This is a genomic window from Massilibacillus massiliensis (assembly GCF_900086705.1).
GTDB lineage: Bacteria > Bacillota > Negativicutes > FLKF01 > FLKF01 > Massilibacillus > Massilibacillus massiliensis.
The window spans coordinates 358503-381338 of record NZ_LT575483.1; the positions used below are offsets into that span (position 1 = coordinate 358503).

22 protein-coding genes are annotated in these 22836 nt (G+C 37.0%); all 22 read right to left on the reverse strand.

The window, feature by feature from the left end:
• Positions 1-26: 26 nt before the first annotated feature.
• On the reverse strand, positions 27-2642 hold the full coding sequence (gene alaS / locus BN6559_RS01970) for an alanine--tRNA ligase (RefSeq protein ID WP_110953188.1): 2616 nt from the start codon (positions 2640-2642) through the stop codon (positions 27-29).
• Positions 2643-2919: 277 nt separating this feature from the next.
• Entirely contained in the window at positions 2920-3141 is a 222-nt protein-coding gene (locus BN6559_RS01975) for a hypothetical protein (RefSeq protein ID WP_110953189.1), read from the reverse strand.
• A 13-nt stretch (positions 3142-3154) separates the two neighbouring features.
• Entirely contained in the window at positions 3155-3358 is a 204-nt protein-coding gene (locus BN6559_RS01980; protein ID WP_110953190.1) for a hypothetical protein, read from the reverse strand.
• 183 nt (positions 3359-3541) lie between these two features.
• Positions 3542-4642, reverse strand: a complete 1101-nt coding sequence (gene mnmA, locus BN6559_RS01985; RefSeq protein ID WP_110953191.1) for a tRNA 2-thiouridine(34) synthase MnmA — start codon at positions 4640-4642, stop codon at positions 3542-3544.
• Positions 4643-4660: 18 nt separating this feature from the next.
• A complete protein-coding gene (nifU, locus tag BN6559_RS01990; protein WP_110953192.1) occupies positions 4661-5044 on the reverse strand; it encodes a Fe-S cluster assembly scaffold protein NifU in 384 nt (127 codons plus the stop codon).
• Positions 5045-5068: 24 nt separating this feature from the next.
• Positions 5069-6277 carry a cysteine desulfurase NifS gene (gene nifS / locus BN6559_RS01995; protein ID WP_110953193.1) on the reverse strand — a complete coding sequence of 403 codons (1209 nt, stop codon included), beginning with the start codon at positions 6275-6277 and terminating at the stop codon, positions 5069-5071.
• A gap of 18 nt (positions 6278-6295) precedes the next feature.
• Positions 6296-6718, reverse strand: a complete 423-nt coding sequence (locus BN6559_RS02000) for an RrF2 family transcriptional regulator (RefSeq protein ID WP_110953194.1) — start codon at positions 6716-6718, stop codon at positions 6296-6298.
• Positions 6719-6898: 180 nt separating this feature from the next.
• Positions 6899-8212 (reverse strand): replication-associated recombination protein A, encoded by a 1314-nt coding sequence (locus BN6559_RS02005; protein WP_110956231.1) that lies wholly within the window; start codon positions 8210-8212, stop codon positions 6899-6901.
• A gap of 13 nt (positions 8213-8225) precedes the next feature.
• A complete protein-coding gene (gene dut, locus BN6559_RS02010; protein ID WP_110953195.1) occupies positions 8226-8681 on the reverse strand; it encodes a dUTP diphosphatase in 456 nt (151 codons plus the stop codon).
• 86 nt (positions 8682-8767) lie between these two features.
• Positions 8768-9022 carry an RNA chaperone Hfq gene (hfq, locus tag BN6559_RS02015; protein WP_110953196.1) on the reverse strand — a complete coding sequence of 85 codons (255 nt, stop codon included), beginning with the start codon at positions 9020-9022 and terminating at the stop codon, positions 8768-8770.
• A gap of 54 nt (positions 9023-9076) precedes the next feature.
• On the reverse strand, positions 9077-10036 hold the full coding sequence (gene miaA, locus BN6559_RS02020) for a tRNA (adenosine(37)-N6)-dimethylallyltransferase MiaA (RefSeq protein WP_199883681.1): 960 nt from the start codon (positions 10034-10036) through the stop codon (positions 9077-9079).
• Positions 10008-10799, reverse strand: a complete 792-nt coding sequence (locus BN6559_RS02025) for a class I SAM-dependent methyltransferase (protein WP_199883682.1) — start codon at positions 10797-10799, stop codon at positions 10008-10010. Before BN6559_RS02025 ends, miaA begins: the two co-directional genes overlap by 29 nt.
• Before the next feature lie 11 nt (positions 10800-10810).
• Positions 10811-12640, reverse strand: a complete 1830-nt coding sequence (gene mutL, locus BN6559_RS02030; RefSeq protein ID WP_110953198.1) for a DNA mismatch repair endonuclease MutL — start codon at positions 12638-12640, stop codon at positions 10811-10813.
• Positions 12637-15303, reverse strand: a complete 2667-nt coding sequence (gene mutS / locus BN6559_RS02035; protein ID WP_199883683.1) for a DNA mismatch repair protein MutS — start codon at positions 15301-15303, stop codon at positions 12637-12639. The genes mutL and mutS overlap by 4 nt, the downstream gene beginning before the upstream one ends.
• Before the next feature lie 23 nt (positions 15304-15326).
• A complete protein-coding gene (miaB, locus tag BN6559_RS02040; RefSeq protein ID WP_234407880.1) occupies positions 15327-16604 on the reverse strand; it encodes a tRNA (N6-isopentenyl adenosine(37)-C2)-methylthiotransferase MiaB in 1278 nt (425 codons plus the stop codon).
• A gap of 254 nt (positions 16605-16858) precedes the next feature.
• The gene (locus BN6559_RS02045; RefSeq protein WP_110953200.1) at positions 16859-17491 is read right to left on the reverse strand and encodes a hypothetical protein; all 633 of its coding nucleotides are present in this window, start codon (positions 17489-17491) and stop codon (positions 16859-16861) included.
• A gap of 186 nt (positions 17492-17677) precedes the next feature.
• Positions 17678-18511: an Asp23/Gls24 family envelope stress response protein gene (locus BN6559_RS02050; protein ID WP_110953201.1), complete on the reverse strand. Its 834-nt coding sequence runs from the start codon at positions 18509-18511 to the stop codon at positions 17678-17680.
• A gap of 152 nt (positions 18512-18663) precedes the next feature.
• Entirely contained in the window at positions 18664-19479 is an 816-nt protein-coding gene (locus tag BN6559_RS02055) for a PHP domain-containing protein (protein ID WP_110953202.1), read from the reverse strand.
• Between the two features lies 1 nt (position 19480).
• Positions 19481-20980, reverse strand: coding sequence for a leucyl aminopeptidase (locus BN6559_RS02060; RefSeq protein ID WP_199883684.1), 1500 nt, complete (start codon positions 20978-20980; stop codon positions 19481-19483).
• 120 nt (positions 20981-21100) lie between these two features.
• On the reverse strand, positions 21101-21361 hold the full coding sequence (locus BN6559_RS02065; protein WP_110953204.1) for a stage V sporulation protein S: 261 nt from the start codon (positions 21359-21361) through the stop codon (positions 21101-21103).
• A gap of 113 nt (positions 21362-21474) precedes the next feature.
• Complete coding sequence (locus BN6559_RS02070) at positions 21475-22260, reverse strand: TIGR00282 family metallophosphoesterase (RefSeq protein WP_110953205.1); 786 nt, start codon at positions 22258-22260, stop codon at positions 21475-21477.
• Positions 22261-22279: 19 nt separating this feature from the next.
• The gene (locus tag BN6559_RS02075) at positions 22280-22798 is read right to left on the reverse strand and encodes a hypothetical protein (protein ID WP_110953206.1); all 519 of its coding nucleotides are present in this window, start codon (positions 22796-22798) and stop codon (positions 22280-22282) included.
• Positions 22799-22836 lie beyond the last annotated feature (38 nt).

Below are 22836 nucleotides of genomic sequence, written 5' to 3' on the forward strand. Positions count from 1 at the left end.
ATTATCCGCCCTATCAATCAATGCAATTATTTGATTTGATCTTTTATTGCAACTTTTGCTGCTTCTAATGCCGCTACTAATTTTTCTGGGGATTTTCCGCCGGCTTGCGCCATATCCGGACGTCCGCCGCCACCGCCGCCAGCAACTTTTGCTGCTGCTTTGACAATATTTCCAGCATGAACACCCTTTGCGACCGCTTCTTTGCTGACTTTTGCGACAAAGTTCACTTTATCACCGACTACAGCACCTAAAATAACCGCACCATGCTGCAATTTTTCTGCTGTTGCATCCGCAATTTTTCTGATTTCATCCATATCTTTTGCATGAATTTCACAAACAATTACTGGAATTTCATTTATAGTTTCAGCACAATCCTGCAATTTTTGTGCATCCGCTTTTACTTTGATTGTACTCATTTCATTTAAGCTTTGCTCTAAACATTTTACATTAGCTAAAACACTATCTAGTCGAGTAACAACTTCTTCTGGGCGAACCTTTAACATATTTGCTGCTCCATGAAGTTTCTCTAATTGTGAATTCACCATTTGCAGTGCTACAGCACCTGTCACTGCTTCAATGCGCCTTACGCCAGAAGCAACGCCTGACTCACTCACAATTTTAAGTAAACCGATCATTGCAACATTTTCCACATGCGTTCCACCACAAAGTTCCTTACTATAATCACCGACCGAGACAACTCTTACACGATCGCCATACTTTTCACCAAATAAAGCCATTGCTCCCATAGCTTTTGCTTCTTCTTGGCTTGTTTCAAAAATATCAACTTTTGTTCCGCTTAGAATAACATCACTTACGAGTTTTTCCACCTCTTGAAGTTGTTTTTCTGTAACAGCCTCAAAATGTGAAAAATCAAAGCGCAAACGTTCCGGACTTACTGAAGAACCAGCTTGATTGACATGTTCTCCAAGCACTTTTTTTAACGCAGCCTGCAATAAATGCGTTGCTGTATGATTGCGTGCTGTTGCCCGTTTTGCCGCATGATCGATTTGGATTGCAATGGTATCATCGACTTTTAAGACACCTTCATCTACATAGCCAATATGATAAATTGTACCATTTGGTAATTTTTTTGCATTCGTTATAGATACTTTACCAAACTCAGTTACAAATTTTCCACTATCACCAATTTGTCCACCACCTTCAGCATAAAAAGGTGTCACATCCAAAATGATTCCTGCTTCTTCACCATCATGAATGCTGTCGACCATTTTTCCATCTTTCCAAATGCAAACAATCTTTGCTTGCTTGGCTTTTTCATCTCTCGTCAATTTCTCTGTATCCAAATCTCGTAAATCAGGAATTGCAACACGTTGATTTTCCTGTCGTGCAGCTCTCGCCCGATCCCGCTGTTCTTTCATTGCTACATCAAATGCTTCTTTATCTAAATCAATATGGTGTTCTTCCAAAATTTCAGCGGTTAATTCCCAAGGGAATCCAAAAGTATCATACAGTTTAAAAGCTGCTTCACCGTCTAAAACTTTTTTTCCACTCGCTTTTAGTTCATCAATATGTTTACTTAATAAATCAATCCCTTGTGCGAGTGTTGTATGAAAACGTTCTTCCTCTAGATGAATTACTTTCTTTATGTACGCTTGCTTTTCTATAAGCTCTGGAAATACATTACCAAAAATTTCAATAACGGAAGCAACTGCTCCTGTCAAGAAACTCTCTTCTATTCCTAACAAACGGCCATGACGAATTGCACGACGAATGATCCTTCTAAGTACATAACCACGTCCTTCGTTCGAAGGTAAAATACCATCTAAGATCATAATTGTCATACTTCTCGCATGATCTGCTATAACTTTTAGAGAAATGTCATTCTTTTCACTCGTTCCATAAGCTACATTAGAAACTTTACTTGCATACGAGATGATTGGAAATAACAAATCTGTCTCGAAATTAGATCTTTTATTCTGTAATACCGATGCAAGACGTTCTAAACCAGCACCTGTATCAATATTTTTCTTTGCAAGCGGTGTATAATTTCCCGCTTCATCACGATCATATTGTGTAAATACTAAATTCCAAATTTCAAGAAAACGATCACAGTCACAACCTACTGCACAGTCTGCACTGCCACAACCACGTTCTTCACCCAAATCAATATAAATTTCAGAGCATGGTCCACATGGGCCCGGTCCTATCTCCCAAAAATTATCCTCTAATTTTACGACATGATTCGGATCTACGCCGACTTCCTCAGTCCAAATTTTTAAAGCTTCTTCGTCATCTGGATAGATCGTCACCCACAATTTATCTTTTGGCATTTCTAGTTCTACAGTTAAAAATTCCCAGGCCCATTGAATTGCATCTTTTTTAAAATAATCTCCGAACGAAAAATTACCCAGCATTTCAAAAAAAGTCTGATGTCTAGCCGTTCTGCCTACATTTTCAATATCACCTGTTCTAACGCATTTCTGACTCGTTGTGATGCGTTCACAAGGTGGTTTCATTTTTCCTGTAAAGAAAGGTTTAAAAGGTGCCATGCCTGCGCCAATCATTAATAAAGTAGGATCGTTCTCAGGAATTAGCGATGCACTTGGCAATCTTAAATGCCCCTTATTCTTAAAAAACTGCAAATATTTTTCACGCAGTTGGTTTCCACTCAAAAATTTCAAAACAATCTACCTCCACTACATTTAGGGAATTATTCAAAATATTATACAAAATTTATTGTTTAAAGTCAATTCAAGTACTATTTTTCAACATCACATCAATAAATTGACCATCGTTATATATAATAGCATATTTTTCCGAAGTTTAGTTCAATTACCTTAAATATTTCCTAAATAAACATCATAAGAAAAAAGACCTCTTACACGTAGAGGTCTCCAGCAAGTAGACAAACTTCGTTATTTCTAAGTTACCAATACAAACCTACAGAATCCGTTTCACTTAGAGGTCTCTTGATTTATCATAAGGATTTGAAATTCGCCGTAAATGAGATTTGTAGCGCTTCCTTTTTGGTTCTGTTTCTTGTTCATCGTCCTCAAAAAATGTAGTATTTTTTAACTCATTTAACTTTGGACAATTGCGAACAATTTCTTCCCAATTTTTCGCAATCGCTACACCAGCAATACCGCCAACAATCACACCTTTGAAAAAATTACCATTCATAAAGACACTCCTATCAACTCGTTTTTTGTATTTCTTTGATAGCAGAATTACATTCTTGACCAATGACATATTGACTTAATGTGCCATCATCTTGCAAATTATAGATGCTAAGTTTATCATTTTTTTGAACAAATTCTAGACAACATTCCTTGCAATAATATTGACCTATTCCAATTTTGCCGATGCTGCGTTCGCCACAAACAGGACAAACAAGCATAACCTTCACCTCACATATGAAAATCGATGAAATTTGTAGAAGGTTTGTCATTCACTATGGAACAATACGCAAAACAACAGTATATAGGTTCATTTTTATGAACTTGTCCATCGTACATGATAAATCTTCAACGTATCTGTTACTATTATTGCCAATAAAAACGAATTTATTGCATCTCTATTTTTATTTTTTATGAACAGCTCTAATGATACTGCCTCCACCGACAACAACATCACCATCATAAAACACAACAGATTGTCCTGGTGTAATCGCCCTCTGCATTTCATTAAATGTAACTTTGACGACGCCATCTGCAAGCGGTGTGATCAGAGCATCGCCTTCTTTCGCACCGTAACGAATTTTTGCTGAAACTTTTAAAGGTTCTTGCAGTGTATCAATCGTAATCCAGTTTAAATCTGTTGCAATTAATTCTTTTGCGAAAACATCTTCATTACTACCGACAATTACCTGATTTTTCTTCATATCAAGTCCCACTACATAGAGTGGATTTTTAGCCGCGATCCCCAATCCCTTTCGCTGCCCAATTGTATATAATGGGACGCCTTTATGCTTTCCAATTACTTTTCCAGACAAGTCGACAATATTCCCTGGTGTTAATGCCCGCGGAACTTTATCTTCAAGATAAGCTTTATAATCATCATTTGGAACAAAACAAATTTCTTGACTATCAGGCTTATTTGCTACAGACAAATTAAATTCGGCAGCCATTTTGCGCGTTTCCACTTTACTGTAGTTTCCTAAAGGCATCATAAAATGATGCAATGTTTTTTGGTTCAAATGATACAATGCATAAGACTGATCTTTTGTATCGTCTGTTCCTTTACGTAACACATACCGCCCTGTATTTTTATCTTGTTCAATTCTTGCATAATGCCCAGTAGCTACAAATTCAGCTCCTAATTCTAAGGAACGTTGCAACAACCCTTCAAATTTAACATATCGATTGCAGGCAATACAAGGATTTGGCGTCCGTCCCTGTGCATATTCATCAACAAAATAATCAATAACAGTCGTCTGAAACATATCTCTAAAATTCATTACATAGTGTGGAATACCGATCGTATCCGCTACTCGGCGCGCATCATCTACAGCAGAAAGAGAACAACAGCCTCGATCAGCTTCAGCATCAAAATCACGGCTATCATCACTTAATCTCATCGTGACACCTATTACGTCATAGCCTTCACGTACAAGAAGGGCGGCAGTTAAAGAACTGTCCACCCCTCCGCTCATGGCTACAACCACCTTGGGCTTAGCACACATTAAATAATCACAATCCTTCTATTTTTTTTGTTTACTGATATAATCCTTAATCGCTTCATGCATCGCATCAGCGGCTAAATTAGAACAATGCATTTTTACAGGAGGTAAACCGCCTAATGCTTCTGCGACCGCTTGATTTGTTATCTCCAAAGCGTCTTCTAATGTTTTTCCCATTACCATTTCAGTTACCATACTGCTTGTTGCAATCGCAGCACCGCAGCCAAATGTTTTAAACTTTACATCTTTTATAATATTATCTTCTACTTTTAAAAAGATTTTCATAATATCGCCGCATTTTGCATTCCCTACTTCACCGACACCATTGGCATCAACGATTTCACCCACATTCCGTGGATTCGTAAAATGATCCATAACTTTTTCTGTATAATCACTTGTAGACATTATTATAACACCTCTTAAATTAAATTATTTCTTATAACATGTTTTACACGGTTTTGCCATAACACCTGTAGAATTCTCAGCAGATAGCGGAGACATACTACGTAAACGTGCAATGATCTGCGGTAAAACTTCTAATGTATACGCGATATCTTCCTCTGTATTATCACGACCTAAGCTAATGCGAAGAGAACCATGTGCGATCTCATGCGTCAGCCCCATCGCAAGTAAAACATGGGACGGATCAAGCGAACCAGATGTACATGCTGAACCACTTGAAGCAGCAATTCCTTTAATATCTAAATTTAACAACAATGATTCACCCTCAATGTAGCGGAAACTAAAATTCACATTTCCGGGCAAACGTTTTGTTGGATGTCCGTTGAGTTTTATATCCGGAATTCTTTCTTGAATACCTTGGATCAATTTATCCCGAAGTTTAAGAAGATGTGTATTATTTTCGACAAAATCTTGTTTTGCTATCTTTGCTGCCATGCCAAGGCCAACAATCGCTGGTACATTTTCTGTCCCTGCACGCATATTGCGTTCTTGTGCCCCACCTAATTGCATAGGCTGAATTCTTACCCCACGTCGAATGTAAATTGCACCAATCCCCTTTGGACCATAAAATTTATGACCAGATAAGGACAATAAGTCAATATGCATCTCTTGTACATCAATTTCAACATTCGCTACCGCTTGCACAGCATCTGTATGAAAATAAATGCCATGTTCTTTTGCAATTGCTCCAATTTCCTTGATCGGTTCAATTGTACCAACTTCATTATTTGCAAACATAACACTAATTAAAATGGTTTTATCTGTAATTGCAGCTTTTAGATCCTCAATGCGCACCATTCCATCTTCATCCACAGGTAAATAAGTCACTTCAAAATCTTGTTTTTCTAACCATTGGCAAGTATGCAAAACTGCATGATGTTCAATCTGCGTCGTAATAATATGATTGCCCTTATTTTTATTTGCAAAAGCAACTCCCTTTAAAGCAAAATTATCACTTTCACTTCCGCCGCTTGTAAAAAATATCTCATTCTCATTCGCATGAATTAACGCTGCAATATTTTCCCGCGCATCTCTTACTTCTTTACGGACTTCACGTCCAAAAGAGTGTACGCTCGAAGGATTGCCAAACTTCGTTGTCATATATTCAAGCATTGCACTCGCTATTGTTTTATCTGTTGGAGTCGTTGCTGAATGGTCAAAATAAATACGTCTCATAATAAATAGGTCATCTCCTTATTTTTTCTCATCACGACATAAATCAGCCAATGAAATAGAATCTAATACACTATTAATACTATCACAAACCTTTGCCCAGACACCTCTGGTTACACAAGCACCAGCTTTTTCACAATAACTGTTCTCTTTTGCATCGGTCAATAAACAATCTACCAAAGCAATCGGGCCTTCCATCGTTGTGATAATATCGCCTACTGTAATACACGCAGGATCCTTGGACAATATATAGCCACCCTGCGCTCCACGAACGCTTGTCACATAACCAGCATTTCGCAGCGTGCAAATCAACTGCTCTAAATAATGCTCAGATATCCCTTGATTCGCGGCAATCGTTTTTAGCGATATAGGACCTTCTCCATAATGTAAAGCTAACTCATACATTGCAGCAACCCCATATCGTCCTTTTGTAGATAATTTCACAAAAACCTCTCCTAATATTCGGCATTTTTATTCCCGACTAAAACAATCGGTTTTGTCTGGTTTTAATATAACAAAAATTTGCGTCATTGTCAAAGATATTTTTTATCATTATAGTTTATTAAAATAAATAAAGTCTATACAAGAAAGCTTTTACAAAAATCTCTATATAAATGCAAAATCTTAGTATTTTTTTCCCCAATGCTGTTTTAATCTAGCCCTAATCGCTTTTTCTGTACCATTTTCTGTTGGTGAATAATAAGTTGCTCCATCTAATTCATCCGGCAAATAATGCTGTACAATAAAGTGATTCTCATAGTTATGTGGATAAAGATAGGTTTCCCCATGCCCTAATTTAGCCGCACCTTTATAATGCGCATCACGAAGATGTAGAGGAATTTGTCCACAATTTTTATTTTTGACGTCTGAGATAGCAGCATCAATTGCCAGATAAGCGGCATTGCTCTTCGGTGCTGAAGCTACATAGGTAACAGCTTGTGCAAGAGGAATTCGCGCCTCTGGCATGCCAAGAAATTGAACAGACTGGACTGCTGCCATAGCGATAACTAACGCTTGTGGATCAGCATTCCCAACATCTTCAGCTGCACAAATTGCAATACGTCTTGCAATAAAATTAAGATTTTCGCCCGCAACAAGCATCCGCGCAAGATAGTGGAGTGCGGCATCGGGATCACTGCCTCTCATGCTCTTAATAAACGCTGAGATTGTATCATAGTGATTATCCCCAGTTTTATCATAAGTTTGTAATTTTTCACCGATAATTTCACGAAGAATTTCGTTTGTTATTTGTCCCCCTGATGACAGCAACATACTAGCTTGTTCCAGAATATTTAACGCTACTCGTGCATCACCGTTCCCTACTGCGGCAATCTTTTCAAACATCTCATCACTGCAAGTAATGTCAAATAACCCTAATCCACGTTCTCGATCAGATAAAGCTTGTTTCAATATTGCTACAATATCTCTGTTGCTTAAAAGCTGCAAGCGAACAATCCGAACTCTCGATAATAAAGGTAAATTCACTTCAAAATAAGGATTTTCTGTTGTTGCACCAATAAGAATAATTCTGCCATCTTCCACATAGGGTAAAAGCACATCTTGTTGACTCTTATTAAACCGATGAATTTCATCAATAAAAACAATCGTGCGTTTCTGATAAAATTGCAAGCGTTCTTTTGCCGCATCCACAATCTTACGAATATCTGCAATTCCCGCAGAAACAGCATTTAGTTTTTCAAAATGACTATTTGTCATTGCTGCAATCATATGCGCAAGTGTGGTTTTCCCTGTGCCTGGTGGTCCAAAGATAATCATAGAGGAAATATGATCACTTTCAATCATTTTACGCAAAAATTTCGAATTACCAATCATTTCTTCATGACCGATAAATTCCTCAAAAGTTCTTGGCCGCATCCGAACTGCCAACGGTTGACTACTTGTATGAACCTCTGCATTTGAATAAGAAAATAAATTCATATCGTCTTTCATTCTATTTTTCTCCCGTCGATCCCATCCCGCCCTGACGAATTGCGCTTTCATGCACACAATCATCATCGGTTGTTAAATATTTATAAAATACACCTTGCGCAATACGCATACCTTTCTCTATCATAACGTCCTCTTCATTATGATTAAAAACTGCAAGCATAATATGCCCCTCATTGTCTACATTATTATAATAATCAGCATCGATAATCCCCTGACTATTGATCAACGTTACCATGTTTTTTATAGAAAACCCGGAGCGAATATGTATGCCTAAATATTCATCCTTTTGCATATAGGCTTTTAATCCAGTTGGAATTAAACTTACCTTTTGGGCTTTTAAAACTGTTTTTTCTCCTGCCTCTATATCATAGCCTGCACTGGCAATCGTTTTACGCTTAGGTAGCTGTATATCTCGTGCCATGTAACTGCGAATCACTTCAAAGCCTCTTACTGCCATTTCTCTATCTCCTCATAAATCATACTCATAATTCTATTATATAAAAAAGAGTCAAGTAACATCGTACTCGACTCTTCTTACTTACGTTAAGCTTTTGACTCTTCCTTTTTTTCACCATTCAAACCATTGTTAAGCGGCTTAAATGGGGTAATTGTTGAAATTGCATGTTTATATACAAGCTGCTGCTTGCCATCATTTTCAATAATAACAGTAAAATTGTCAAATCCTTTTACCGCTCCACGAAGCTGAAAACCATTTACGAGATATATAATAACTGCTGCATTTTCTTTTCGTACTTGATTTAAAAAACTATCTTGCAAATTTATTACTTTCATTGGCATAGCGAAAACCTCCTGCATAATGCATTATAAGTATTTTACTTTCTTTGCTATATTCTACTTAATTGAATATTTTCCTGCAATATCAATGTAAACATTTTCCATGACATCTTCTAGACATACTTGCTCAACATCATACCAATGTATATATGGCATTTTTTTAAACCACGTCAATTGCCTTTTTGCAAAATGCCGCGTAGCCTTTTTTATATGATCTACAGCAAACGCAAGAGAAACTTCTCCTTGCAAATAAGCAATAATTTCTTTATATCCAATCCCTTTCATCGCCTGACAATCCGCAGCAACTCCCTGTTGCAGCAACATTTCTACTTCCTTAACTAATCCTGCATCTATCATGAGGTCGACACGTTGGTTTATGCGTTCATATAGTCTGCTGCGCTCCATTGTCAAACCAATCACATATGCATCATAGGCAAGCTCGCCCTCTGCATTTTTATTTTGAGAAATATGCTCTCCACCAAAATGATATACTTCCAAAGCTCGAATCACCCGACGAAAATCATTCACATGTAATCGCTTCGCCGATTCCGGGTCTACTTTTTGAAGCATTGCATGTACATATTCTTTGCCATGTAATTTTGCAAGCTCTTCTAAATTTAAACGATACGCCTCATCACTAGGAGTTTCATTAAATCGATAATCTTCAATTAAAGATTTTATATATAAACCAGTACCGCCAGCTAAAATAGGAACTTTATGCTCTCGATTGATTTCATAAATCTTTCGACTTGCAACTTCTCTAAACTGCGTCACATTAAACTCTTCATTCGGTGTTAAAATATCAATTAAATGATGCGTTATCCCTGCTTGCTCTTCCATCGTCGGTTTTGCTGTCCCAATATTAAAACCACGATAAACCAGCATGGAATCCCCCGAAATAATTTCAGTATTAAGCTTTTTTGCCAATTGGATACTAAGATTGGTCTTGCCGACCGCTGTAGGACCAAGAATAACAATTAATTTTTCTTTATGATTTACTCGCATCGATAACTCCATAATTTACACTACTGTATTTGCCACCAAAAATAGTTTCTATCTGCAATCTTTCAAATTCACTACTATGATTCGTTTCTTTAACCACAACACATTTTTTCGCGACCCGTCTCGCCTCAGTTAGAGATTCTAATGACACTGCACGATGGTCCGCTAAACAACGCATCGGCTGTAAATTTACACTCTCATGAATTGGTCTGCGAAACATCGGATCTATGTAAACGACATCGAAACTATTTTTCGGCAGTTGTAAAAGATACATATTATAATCCTCCTGCACAACTTCAATCCGTCTTAATGCATTTTGAAGTTCAGGCTCGTTTGTCTGATACTGTTTTAATCCCAGCTTAGCAATCAACGCCAAAATCGGCGATACTTCCAGACCAACAATTCTTCCTTTTTCACCAGCTATATAGCTTGCAACAATCGAATCAGCGGCTAACCCCAGCGTACAGTCGAGTACGGACATTCCTTCCTGTAACCCCATAGCTTGCACCATGTTGTCTATTTTTCCCATTCGTAAATTTTTAATACGCAATTGTGCCATATTAAGATGAAAAAACAATTCCCCTTCTAAGGTATGTACAACCAACCCTCGTTTACTTACGACAAGAATAGTCTCTACCTTACACGATTTACGTAATGTTGCAATAGAAAAATTTTCACGCGACACAAATACAGCATGCAGGGTCTTTGCAACCTCTTGCGCTTTTACAACTTGCTCTAGTGTTGTTTTTTGTCCTGTAGTCACAATTATATCCATCATTCCCTCAATCATTAAGTCCGCTTAAACATTTTTGCCAATTCGCCACTCTCGAATTTTATAATTGACGGTCTTCCATGCGGACAAGTATATGGTAAGGTTGTATTTGTTAATTCATCTAACAAAATTTGCATTTGCCTAATATTCAAAAGATCGCCGGCTTTAATGGCTGCGCGACAAGCAGTAATTGCTAAACAAGCATGCCGTATTTCTTGCGACGTGGGCTGATGTAAGTTTTGAAGTGCCTCTAATATCTCACGAATTACAGCCTCCGCCTCACCAATCGGAATATCTGCCGGTATCTCTTTTAGACGCATTGTCATTGGACCACTTGCTTCCATCGAAAATCCTAATTGGTGAAATAAGTCTTGATGGTTTAAAATCAATCCACATTCTTTATCATCAAAATCCAGAAATAAATGCACCAATAGTTGCTGAGATGGGATTTCTTCTGTCATTTTCGCAAAACGATCATATAAAATCCGTTCATGCGCCGCATGCTGGTCAACAATGTACAATCCTTTACCATCGCTGGCAATAATATAGCATCGATCAACTTGTCCCATTGGCATTAATACGCCTTCATAAACAAGCGTGGATTCACCCCTTGATTCCTGCTCGTGCACATATTCGGCTGGAGTCTCTTGCATTCTTTCTGTCGGTACTTCTGAAAAACGCACCTCATTTTGCCGAATTGCTTGTGCTTCAGCAAAAGACACTGTATGCTCCGATGGAGTAATTGGCGATGGCATTGGAACATATTGTTGATGCAGATTTTCTTGCACGGGAAAACGAATCGGCGCATAATGCCTTTCTATATTTTGAACCGGTGCAGCAATCGAGTCCAGTTGGTCATGATTACGAATTGCATCTAAAACCGTTTTATATACCGCTTTAAAAATTCTGCCTTCATCTTCAAACTTAAGTTCACTTTTTTGCGGATGTACATTAACATCAATCGTATTTTGCGGCACTTGAATATTCATAACAACCAGTGGATATCCTGATTTCGGCAACAAAGAATGATAGGCATTATCAATGGCTTTCGCAATACTACGACTGCCTATAATTCGTCCATTTACAATAAAAGTTTGCCATTGACGATTACTGCGAATGATATTCGGCTTAGATAAAAAACCTTGAATTGAAATTCCTTCGTCCACGAATGCAAGCGGCAACAATCCATCACTTACTTTTGTTCCATAAATATTTTTCAACGTATCAAACAAATTACCATTTCCAGGTGTTGACAATACTAATTTATTATTATTGATAAATTTAAAAGCAATCTCTGGATTTGAAATAGAAAGTTTTAAAATAATTTCATGAATATGTGAGCCTTCCGAATTTGGCGTTTTTAAGAATTTCTTTCGTGCAGGCGTATTGAAAAATAAATCCTCAACTTTGACAGTCGTGCCAATATTTCCACCAGCCTCACGTGTCTCCGACATTTTCCCACCATGAATTTCAACTAGTGTTGCGAACTCACTTTCTTTTAACCGCGTTAGCAGGCTAAATTTAGATACCGAAGCAATCGTTGGCAACGCTTCACCACGGAATCCCAATGTATGAATTGTTGTCAAATCACCCGCGTTTTTTATTTTACTCGTTGCATGCCGAAGGACTGCCAGTTGGGCATCTTCATGACTCATCCCATCACCATTATCCGTGACGCGCATAAAACTTATACCACCGGACATAATTTCAACTTCAATTTTTGTGCTGCCAGCATCAATCGCATTTTCAATTAATTCTTTAACCACAGCAGACGGCCTTTCAACAACTTCGCCGGCAGCAATCTTATTCGCGGTTGTTTCATCTAACACACGGATCATAGTGCTCATAATTTACCAGCCTCTCCTTTCGCTTGATTTTGCAATTGATATAAAATATTCATTGCCTCTAGCGGTGTCATGCTCATAAGATCTAAGGTCAAAATTTGTTCACTTAATCCAGAAGCAAATAAAGATGACATTCCTTCATCTTTTTGCTTACTTTTATAATTTTCCTCTTTGCCGATTTGTTTTTCTTCCTGCTTTATTTCTATTTTTTGCTCAATTGTCTCGATTTGCGTTGCAGCAATATGAGTTGCTGTAACATGTTGATTTTCTAGTTCTGTTAAAATCTTTTTTGCACGTTCAGTTACAATTTTGGGCAGACCAGCTAATTTCGCAACATGAATCCCGTAACTTTTATCCGCTCCACCAGCAACAATTCTACGCAAAAAAACAACTTCACTCCCGCGTTCCTTGACAGCAACACAATAATTTTTAATCCCTTCAGCGTAATCCTCTAAATCGGTCAATTCATGATAATGTGTTGCAAATAAGGTTTTCGCACCAATTTTATCATGCACATGCTCAATCACCGCACGTGCAATGCTCATTCCATCAAATGTGCTTGTTCCGCGTCCGATTTCATCGAGAATAATTAAACTGCGCTTTGTCGCAAATTTTAAAATCTGCGCAACCTCATTCATCTCAACCATAAAAGTACTTTGACCACTCACTAAATCATCGCTTGCACCAATACGTGTAAATATACGATCGACAGGGCTAATTGTTGCCTCACGCACAGGAATAAAACTGCCGACTTGTGCCATTAAAGTCAACAACGCCACTTGCCGCATATAGGTAGACTTACCAGCCATATTAGGACCCGTAATTACCATAACTTCACTATCCATATGATTTAATTCTGTATCATTTGGGACAAACATTTCTCGATTTAAAATTCGCTCCACTAAAGGATGACGTCCGTCTTTTATGATGATTTCACCCTGCGTAGAAATTGTCGGTTTTGTATAATTATAACGACTTGCCGCCTCACTTAAACTAAGCAATGTGTCCACAATCGCCACTTGATGCGCTGTTTGCTGAATGCTACTGATCTTCGTTTTAATTTGATCACGAATTTGAATAAACAGTTGATATTCTAAACCAACTATTTTCTCCTGCGCGCCCAAAATTTTTGTTTCAAACTCTTTTAGATCCGGTGTAATGTATCGCTCAGCATTTGCAAGCGTTTGTTTACGAATATAATAATCTGGAACTGCACTTGTATTTGAATGCGTAACTTCAATATAATAACCAAACACCTTGTTGTAACCGATTTTCAACGATTTAATTCCCGTTGATTCTTTTTCTTTTTGCTCCATGTCTTGCAACATCTTACGGCTATCTTTTGCAATGATACGCAGCTCATCCAGATCTTTATCATAACCTTCTTTGATGATGCCCCCATCCCGCAAAGAAATGCCGGGTGTATCAACAATCGCACGATCCAATAAATCAACAGTTTCTTGATAAGTATATATTTTTTGATACGCAGATTTTAATAAGCTTGTTTTGCTATGTACAAGCTCATTTTTAATTTTTGGCAAACTAGCTAAAGATAGTTTTAATGATACCAAATCACGTGCATTTGCCGTTCCTACTTCAATACGTGTAATTAATCTTTCAAAATCATAAATTTCTTTTAACTCTTCCCTTAAATTCTCACGCATACTAAAATCATCGACAAGTTCAGCAATTGTCTCTTGACGTTCTTTAATTTTTGCAATATTAAGCAACGGGTATTCCAGCCATTTTTTTAATAATCGACTCCCCATTGCCGTATGTGTAAAATCCAGTACGCCTAATAAAGTATCTTTCTTACCGCCATCACGCAGATTTCGTGTAATTTCTAAATTACGTAATGTATAAGTATCGATAATCAAGTTTTCACTTTCATCTAAATATGTAAGTTGATTCAGATGTGTTAGATCTGTCTTTATTGTTTGATGTAAATATTCTAATAAAGTACCTACCGCTTGCTTTGCTATCATTACATTCGGCTGTTCGTCAACTTTAAAATGCTCGTCTAAGAAATTCTCTGCTGCCGCAGCAGGCTCATGAATTTCAGTAAAACTACAATTGCCTAAACGAAGATTTACAAATTCTTTTAACTCTGCTTGATAAGCAAATTGCCCCACAATCATAATTTCCGGTGGCATTAAACGATATAATTGGTCAAATAAATTTTGTTTGCCACTCTTCGCTTCATAGAGACCATAAAAACACTCACCTGTTGAAACATCCGATCCTGCCAAAACAATTTGTGCACCATCTTGATAAATAAGCGCAATATACTGATTTGTTGCGTCAGTCAATACAGATTCTGAAAGCACAGTCCCAGGCGTAATAATTTTAATCACTTCACGTTTGACTAAACCTTTACTTGACTTTACATCTCCAGTTTGCTCGCAGATGGCAACTTTGTACCCTTTATGGATCAACTTTATAATGTAAGTTTCGGCCGCATGATAGGGAATCCCGCACATTGGAATACGCGCTGGCTGCCCCGCATCACGCCCAGTTAGTGTTATTTCTAATTCGCGAGATGCCAATTCAGCATCTTCAAAAAACATTTCATAAAAATCGCCTAGCCTAAAAAATAAAATTTCATTAGGATGGCGACGCTTAATTTCTTTATATTGCTCGATCATTGGAGTATGTGTTATCGCCATGTTTTCTCTCCTTCAGCTGATTGCTATTTTACAAGCGTTCCTTTTAATACCCAAGTTTGCGCATGTATGATTTTAATTTTTAATAATTGTCCGACTTCCTCTGTTCCTTCTTTTTTCCAAAGAACAATTTTATTTGTTCTCGTCCGACCAGAAAGAACTGCATCATCGGTACGACTCACGCCTTCAACCATAACTTCCAAGACTTGTCCTTCATGCTGCTGATTGATTTCTAAACTAATCTGGTTTTGAACTTCCATTAGCTGCTGTAAACGGGTTTTTTTTACTTCTGTAGGTACTTGTGCCTCCATTGTAGCAGCCGGTGTACCAGACCGTTTAGAATATAAAAAAGTATATGCAACATCATAACGAATTTCTTTCAGAAATTCTAAAGTCTCTTCAAAATCCTCGTTGGTTTCCCCGGGAAAACCAACGATTAAATCCGTACTTATACTTGCATTCGGCACATTTGCACGAATTTTTTTCACAAGCTCGCGATAATATGAAATTGTATATCCACGGTTCATTGCTTTTAAAATTTTATCACTTCCATATTGCACTGGCAAATGAAAATGCTCACAAATATGCTTACTATTTTTAATGACTTCAATTGCTTTATCGCTTAAATCGCGAGGATGGCTTGTCATATAGCGCACTCTTTCAATTCCAGGAACTTGGTCTGCCGCTGCTAACAAATCTGCAAAATCTACTTCCTGGCTATCTTTCCCATAAGAATTTACATTTTGCCCTAGTAGAGTGATTTCTTTAAATCCTTCACTTACAACTTTCTCTATTTCCTTTATAATATCACGTAATGGTCTACTGCGCTCTCTGCCACGGACATAAGGAACAATACAATACGTACAGAAATTATTACAGCCATACATAATTGGAACCCACGTCGAAATGCTTCCATTGCGTTCTGTTGGAACTTCACTCGGCATTTCCTGATCTCCATTTGACATTGAAATAACCTTGCCGTTTGAAGTTTCTACTTCTTCAATTACCCTTGCCAACTCATGGACTTGGTTTGTCCCCATGACAAAATCCACATGCGGTGCTTTTTTAAATATCGCTTCGCTATCCTTTTGTGCCATACAACCCGCAATCCCAATGATTAGATCCGAATTCTCCGTTTTCAACCGTTTTAAATCACCAATTTTGCCATATATTTTATTCTCAGCACTCTCACGAACACAACAAGTATTCAAAAAGATCAAATCTGCTTCTTCCATAATTTCCGTTTTTTCATACCCCATGGCCTTTAACTGCCCGGCCAAGCGTTCAGAATCATTTGCATTCATTTGACATCCGTAGGTAATGGAAAAGAAGGTTTTCTTTTTCCCTGTTTGTTTTTCAAACGCATTATTTTGTTCTTTCAATCTATCTATCGATCCTTGATTTATCATATTAATTTCGTTTCCTCCAAAAGTCAGTTAATGTTTATATTATAACTTATTCTTCATGTTTATAGCAAAATAATAAATGAATTCTTTCTACTTTCTTCCCATGTATTTTTTAATAGATTTACCTTCGCATCTCTAATGCATATCGTTCTTTAATTCTCCAATTTCTCCAGATGAGCATGATAATAATATACGATTTTAACCATAAAAAAATAGGCCATAAGTTCTGCTAACTCTTCTATAATCTGTCCTTGTACTTCATTAAGAAGTACACCTTTTTCTCCTAATACGGAAAAAATGATATTACAAATGATTAAAACGATATATATCACCGGAACTGCTACCTGCACGACTTTTTCCCAACGCACATTGTAAACTAAAGCGAGCAAAACCCCCACAATAAATAGCAGAATTCCAAGTCGTATAAGCATATGATAAGGAATTTGGTCCATTGCAATAAATGTCGGCCCTGCTTTGGTCATATTTGTTTGAAAAAAAACACGTCCCCAACTCAACTCTCGTCCTATTAGCAAAGCAAAAAAGCTAGCAATCGATAAATACTGCATTTTTTCATTACGCGCAACGGATTTTTTATAAAAATAAAAATTCATACATAATCCTATTGCTAACACACCAACCTGTGCATTTTCTAAAATTCCATTTTCCCACCCCCACTGCATTGGCAATACTTTTGCCAGCGGAAGAATTGCAAAGAATCCAACAACCCCAGTCAAACTAACTATATCTAGACTCTTATCAAATAAAAGCTCTTCAAACTTAAGCATTTTCTTTTCCTTCTTTCAAAATGGTAAACAGTTGTGTACAGTACACATTTATTTACCATTCTATACATTTTATCAGATTCCTGCGAAAATGTAGAAGGAATAAATATTTTTATACTTATAACAAATGCCCACCCCATGATTATGAGGCAGGCATTTTATTTTTATAAACGTTTTATGGTTATGTTTTTATGCACCAATCGTAAGTGTTTTTACGATTATATTGACTTGTTTTACAATCATTCCGGTCATATTTTCAACGGCTATTTTAATTTCGTTTTGTATTTCCGTTGCAGTTGTACGAAGATTGGTTCCATATCGCATTGTCACTTCCAACGTAACATCAATCCCCTTATCTTCCTCCTCCTCACGAATACGTTTCACTCTGACTTGTGAAGCGCGACTGATACTTTCTTTGCTTGTTGCAACTTTGTTTACAATCGCAACAATTGCCGAATCATCAATCAGAAGTTTTCCATAATAACTAAAAATAGGACGAACAATAGATTTTTCACCTAATCTTCGACGCTTAGCCTGTGGTTTTTTGAAAAAGCTCTCCAACGGATCAATAAGATAGCCGGAAAAATGAGGTTTCAGCTCAATCGTTGGCACAGGAATAATATGTTTCCCTTCTTTTAATCGGCAATCACGTGCTTTTTCTATTTCCTCTTTTGTCGCAATATCTTCAATCCTAATCACTTTTTTTATTGCAGAAAAGCCTAAAATTTTTGCAATTTTATGCACCATATTTTCCGAAGTGCCCAATACTAAAATGCGTCTTGGATTCATTTGTTGAATCGCTTGCTTTATTTCGTCGGCATGCCCCGGAATAGAAAAAATTGCTCTTCTAACTGCCATAATCTTACTTGCTTCTCTTTTTGCAGAATGACCAGCAATAATCTTACCCTCGCGGATTAAAATTCCATCATCAATAATTGCATCTGCTTTATATTCATGTGCCACAATTAAAGCACGGTGACTTTTACCTGTGCCACTCGGGCCAACGAGAGCCATCACTTCCATACTCGACTCCTCCTCAACCTGTAAATAACATTTTATTTTTAAGTAAGTCAAAAAAACTTTTTGCCAATCGTCGCTGTGTATATAAAAAATTATACTACATTTATGAAAAACACAAAAAGATTTTCTTACTTTATTATACAATGAAGCAACATTTATCGAATAAACTGTTCAGCATATGAATCGTCTACTGTAAATACGCCCAATTCGTTTGGATAACGCTTTGGAATTGCATGAAAATCCGAACCACCTGTGACTATGAGTCGATTCGTTTCGGCTAAAGCCTGATATTTTTGAACTTCTTCTGCCGTATGCTTAGGATGGAATACTTCTAAGCCATCAATTCCACTTTTTATTACTTTCCCTACAATTTCATCATCACCAACAAGCCCTGGGTGTGCAAGTACAGCCAGGCCGCCTGCATGATGAACCAGCGAAATAATTTCTTCGATCTCTAATTTATAATGGGATGCATATGCCGGCCCATCTTTATATAGTAATTGATCAAAAACTTCTCCAATACTTTCAAAAAACTTCTTCTCTACTAAAACACGTGCCAAATGGGCTCTGCCAATAGACTCTGCATTACCTGCTACGGCTAAAATTTCTTCTTCCGTAATGGCATATCCCAGCGCTTGCATTTTTTCCAGCATCGTTTTCAAACGTTGCCAACGAAAGTCCACAAGTTTTTGCAAATTTGATTGCAGCATACGATTTGAAATATCAATATTTAACCCTAATATATGAACTTCATGGGTTGGCATATGCGCACTAAATTCAATTCCAGGAATAATTATGATTTCTTTATTAGGATAAAGCCCATCCTTTTGCAATTGATATAAACCTTTGACCGTATCATGATCTGTAATTGCAATATAACGTAAACCAGCAGCCTTAGCTTGCCTAATAACTTCTCTGGGAGATAACCTTCCATCCGAAGCTGATGTATGAATATGCAGATCACTACTCATCTTATTTCCCCATCTCTAATGCGAATTGAATCAAAGTTCTGGTTGCAACTCCACTTGCGCCTTTTACCTGATAACCGTTTGCTTTTTTCAAATTAGCTGTACCTGCAATATCGATGTGTACCCATGGCACTCCTTTGGTAAAAGCTTCAATAAACATCGCGGCTGTAATCGTTCCCGCATTTCGTCCTCCAGTATTTTTCAAATCGGCAATATCACTTTTAAATTGTTCTTTATATTCCTCATAGTTTGGCAACTGCCACATTTTCTCACCTGTGGTTTTTGCTGCTTTTAATAATGCACTGCAAAGCTTGGTATCATTACTTACTACCCCAGATGCAACATCTCCTAGTGCAACAACACAAGCTCCTGTCAATGTTGCTATATCGATAATTTTAGTTGCCCCTAATACAGTTGCATAATGAACCGCATCTGCTAAAATTAAACGACCTTCAGCATCTGTATTATCAACCTCAATTGTAATCCCACTCATTGACTTAATCACATCACCAGGTTTCGTCGCATGTCCCGATGGCATATTCTCGCAACACGGAATTAAGGCCAACACGTTCGCCTTAGGCTGTAACTGCGCAATCGCTCGCATTGTAGTCAAAACTGCTGCGGCACCTGCCATATCATCTTTCATATCGCCCATGTTTGCGCTTGGTTTTAGAGAAATACCACCACTATCAAAAGTAATGCCTTTACCAATATAAGCCACGCATTCATTACTTTCTCTATTCCCTGTATATTTTATCACAATAAATTTAGGAAGTTCGTTACTCCCCTTCGCTACAGCAAGAAAAGCTCCCATATTTAAATCTTTAATTGCTGCTAACTCCATAATTTCTACTGTAAAATTATCAAAATGCGCTAACCTTTCCGCCTCTTTTGCCATATAAGTCGGCGTAACCGTGCAGGATGGATGGTTGACTAAGTCACGACAATGACAAACACTATCTGTAATCACTAACGTTTTATTCAAAACACGCGTTGCAACGTCCACCTTTTTTTCATCTAGCTCACAAAAAATTACTTGTCCTAATACTGCATCTTTTTTTATTGTTTTATAAAATTCAAATTGGTATGACCCCAGTATAACACCCTCAAAAGCTGCTTGCAGAGCAGTTTCATATGCAAAATTATAATTGAAATTTACATAAATACCAAGACTCTTTGCCTTCGTCTTTTTGACTGACCCCATTGCTTTACCAAAAAGATTCCGTAATTTATCACTTGTCATCTCGCTTTGCTCGCCCGCACCGATTAAGATGACACTTTTTACTTGTCTCGTTTCTAACATATGGAGAACATGAATTTCTCCATAGTTTACTGCATCCGGATATTGAACTAAAAATGGACGAATTTGTTCTTTCATCAATCCAGAAAAAAGATTCGATGATACCGCCTCTTCATCCAGCAACGAATTTTTAAATACTTGAATTAATAAAACATCTTGCGCGAACGCATCTTCTATTGCAGATCTCACTTCTACTGACATCATAATCCCTCCAAAGTGTATTACTGTTATCATACCATAATAATAGAGAAAATCAAAAATTTGATGTACTCTATAAATAATAAACCCTGTTCATTTGAACAGGGTTTATTATTTTTATAACAATTATCTTGGCTCCACAATTAATTTGATCGCCGTGCGTTCTTCACCATCGATTAATATATCTGTAAAAGCTGGAATACATATTAGGTCAACTCCATGAGGAGCTACAAAACCTCGCGCAATCGCTACGGCTTTTACTGCTTGATTTAGAGCACCTGCACCTATGGCCTGCATTTCTGCACCACCACGCTCTCGAAGCACTCCTGCTAAAGCACCTGCTACAGAATTTGGATTAGATTTCGCTGATACCTTTAAAACTTCCATGATTATTAGTACCCTCCTTTAATATTAAGAAAAAGAACTTATAATATAAATATTCTGTATTTAACAAAAAATTCCTTCTAAAATTATTATTAAATTTCAAATTTTTCCAATTATTATATCTCGTCTTCGCGAATCATAATCCGTTGAACTTTCTGTACTTGATTTGTTTGATCATCAATCATGATAACTAAACCACAAAATACATGCGGTCCGCTCGCAATATCAAATTTAACTGGCAAGCCTGTTAAGAATTTTTTTATAACTAAATCTCGATCAACACCCAAAACTGAATTCCAAGGTCCGACCATTCCTAAATCCGTAATGTATGCAGTTCCCTTAGGTAAAATTCTTTCATCAGCGGTTTGAATATGTGTATGCGTACCGACCATACATGTGATTCTACCATCTACGTACCATCCCATTGCCATCTTTTCTGATGTTGTTTCAGCATGAAAGTCAAAAAGAATGAGATCACACTCTTGATTTAAACATTCAATAATTTCATCAGCTTTACGAAATGGGCAATCGAGTGCAGGCATAAACGTTCTTCCTGAGATATTAGCAATCCCTACTTTTTTATTGTTTACTTCAAAAATACAATAACCTTTGCCTGGCGTTTGTGGTGGATAATTCGCTGGGCGAATTAAATATCTCTCATGGTCAATGAATTGAAATATTTCTTTTTTATCCCATATATGGTTTCCGGAAGTTACAACGTCAACCCCAGAATTATAAATTTCATCTAAAGTTTTTTTTGTTATACCTACCCCCCCTGCGGAATTTTCTCCATTTGCTATGATTAAATTCAATTGATATTTTGTTTTTAAAGCAGGAATATATTGCGTAACTGCTTGCCTGCCTATTTTTCCATATATATCACCAATCATCAGTATATTCAAGAGCCATAGCCTCCAAAAACTATTTATTAAAAATCATGACGCGTCCTTCTTCACGTATACCAATCAAATTACTCGCCATCTGATTGATTTTTACGTTGCCTATCATATTATCAATAAAATCTTCTTGAAATATACCATCTTCTTCCGTTGGTGTTGCATTTCCATCCGTAACAAGTGATTCACTAAAACATTCTTTCATTAGCGTACTAATCAAAGCAAATTCACCTTTCGACAAAGTATCCATATCTCTAAAAACTCTAATAAATGCAACTCCTTCATAACTGTCCATCTGTATATCAATCGTATTTGCTTTGAGTTCTTCAAGCACATGATATGTTAATACACTTTGTAATAGTTTGGTTTTGATCATCAGAAATTCTTCACCAGATGGTATTTTATTTAATACAAATGTCATTTTCAATAAATTATTCATAGGATCAAAATTAATTGTACCAATTTCTGGGTAGCACACCAGTATAGATACTAATAAATTCACACCATCCGTATTTAATTTCTCTTCCTGTTCTAAGTTCATCATAAACACCACCCAATAATGTTGCATAACAACGATAAAAT

What these genes read in the sequence shown, in the direction of transcription:
- mnmA (WP_110953191.1), bottom strand. Translation starts at nt 4,642, where the DNA reads ATGTGTGCTAAGCCCAAGGTGGTTGTAGCCATGAGCGGAGGGGTGGAC.
- mutL (WP_110953198.1), bottom strand. Translation starts at nt 12,640, where the DNA reads ATGAGCACTATGATCCGTGTGTTAGATGAAACAACCGCGAATAAGATT.
- BN6559_RS02005 (WP_110956231.1), bottom strand. Translation starts at nt 8,212, where the DNA reads ATGAATTTATTTTCTTATTCAAATGCAGAGGTTCATACAAGTAGTCAA.
- BN6559_RS01975 (WP_110953189.1), bottom strand. Translation starts at nt 3,141, where the DNA reads ATGAATGGTAATTTTTTCAAAGGTGTGATTGTTGGCGGTATTGCTGGT.
- miaA (WP_199883681.1), bottom strand. Translation starts at nt 10,036, where the DNA reads ATGGAGTTATCGATGCGAGTAAATCATAAAGAAAAATTAATTGTTATT.
- nifS (WP_110953193.1), bottom strand. Translation starts at nt 6,277, where the DNA reads ATGAGACGTATTTATTTTGACCATTCAGCAACGACTCCAACAGATAAA.
- BN6559_RS01980 (WP_110953190.1), bottom strand. Translation starts at nt 3,358, where the DNA reads ATGCTTGTTTGTCCTGTTTGTGGCGAACGCAGCATCGGCAAAATTGGA.
- BN6559_RS02050 (WP_110953201.1), bottom strand. Translation starts at nt 18,511, where the DNA reads ATGGAAGTGATGGCTCTCGTTGGCCCGAGTGGCACAGGTAAAAGTCAC.
- hfq (WP_110953196.1), bottom strand. Translation starts at nt 9,022, where the DNA reads ATGCCAATGAAAGTAATAAATTTGCAAGATAGTTTTTTAAATCAAGTA.
- dut (WP_110953195.1), bottom strand. Translation starts at nt 8,681, where the DNA reads ATGGCAGTAAGAGGCTTTGAAGTGATTCGCAGTTACATGGCACGAGAT.
- BN6559_RS02065 (WP_110953204.1), bottom strand. Translation starts at nt 21,361, where the DNA reads ATGGAAGTTTTAAAGGTATCAGCGAAATCTAATCCAAATTCTGTAGCA.
- BN6559_RS02075 (WP_110953206.1), bottom strand. Translation starts at nt 22,798, where the DNA reads ATGATGAACTTAGAACAGGAAGAGAAATTAAATACGGATGGTGTGAAT.
- BN6559_RS02055 (WP_110953202.1), bottom strand. Translation starts at nt 19,479, where the DNA reads ATGAGTAGTGATCTGCATATTCATACATCAGCTTCGGATGGAAGGTTA.
- BN6559_RS02025 (WP_199883682.1), bottom strand. Translation starts at nt 10,799, where the DNA reads ATGATGGATATAATTGTGACTACAGGACAAAAAACAACACTAGAGCAA.
- BN6559_RS02045 (WP_110953200.1), bottom strand. Translation starts at nt 17,491, where the DNA reads ATGCTTAAGTTTGAAGAGCTTTTATTTGATAAGAGTCTAGATATAGTT.
- BN6559_RS02060 (WP_199883684.1), bottom strand. Translation starts at nt 20,980, where the DNA reads ATGATGTCAGTAGAAGTGAGATCTGCAATAGAAGATGCGTTCGCGCAA.
- nifU (WP_110953192.1), bottom strand. Translation starts at nt 5,044, where the DNA reads ATGTCTACAAGTGATTATACAGAAAAAGTTATGGATCATTTTACGAAT.
- miaB (WP_234407880.1), bottom strand. Translation starts at nt 16,604, where the DNA reads ATGAATGCAAATGATTCTGAACGCTTGGCCGGGCAGTTAAAGGCCATG.
- mutS (WP_199883683.1), bottom strand. Translation starts at nt 15,303, where the DNA reads ATGGCGATAACACATACTCCAATGATCGAGCAATATAAAGAAATTAAG.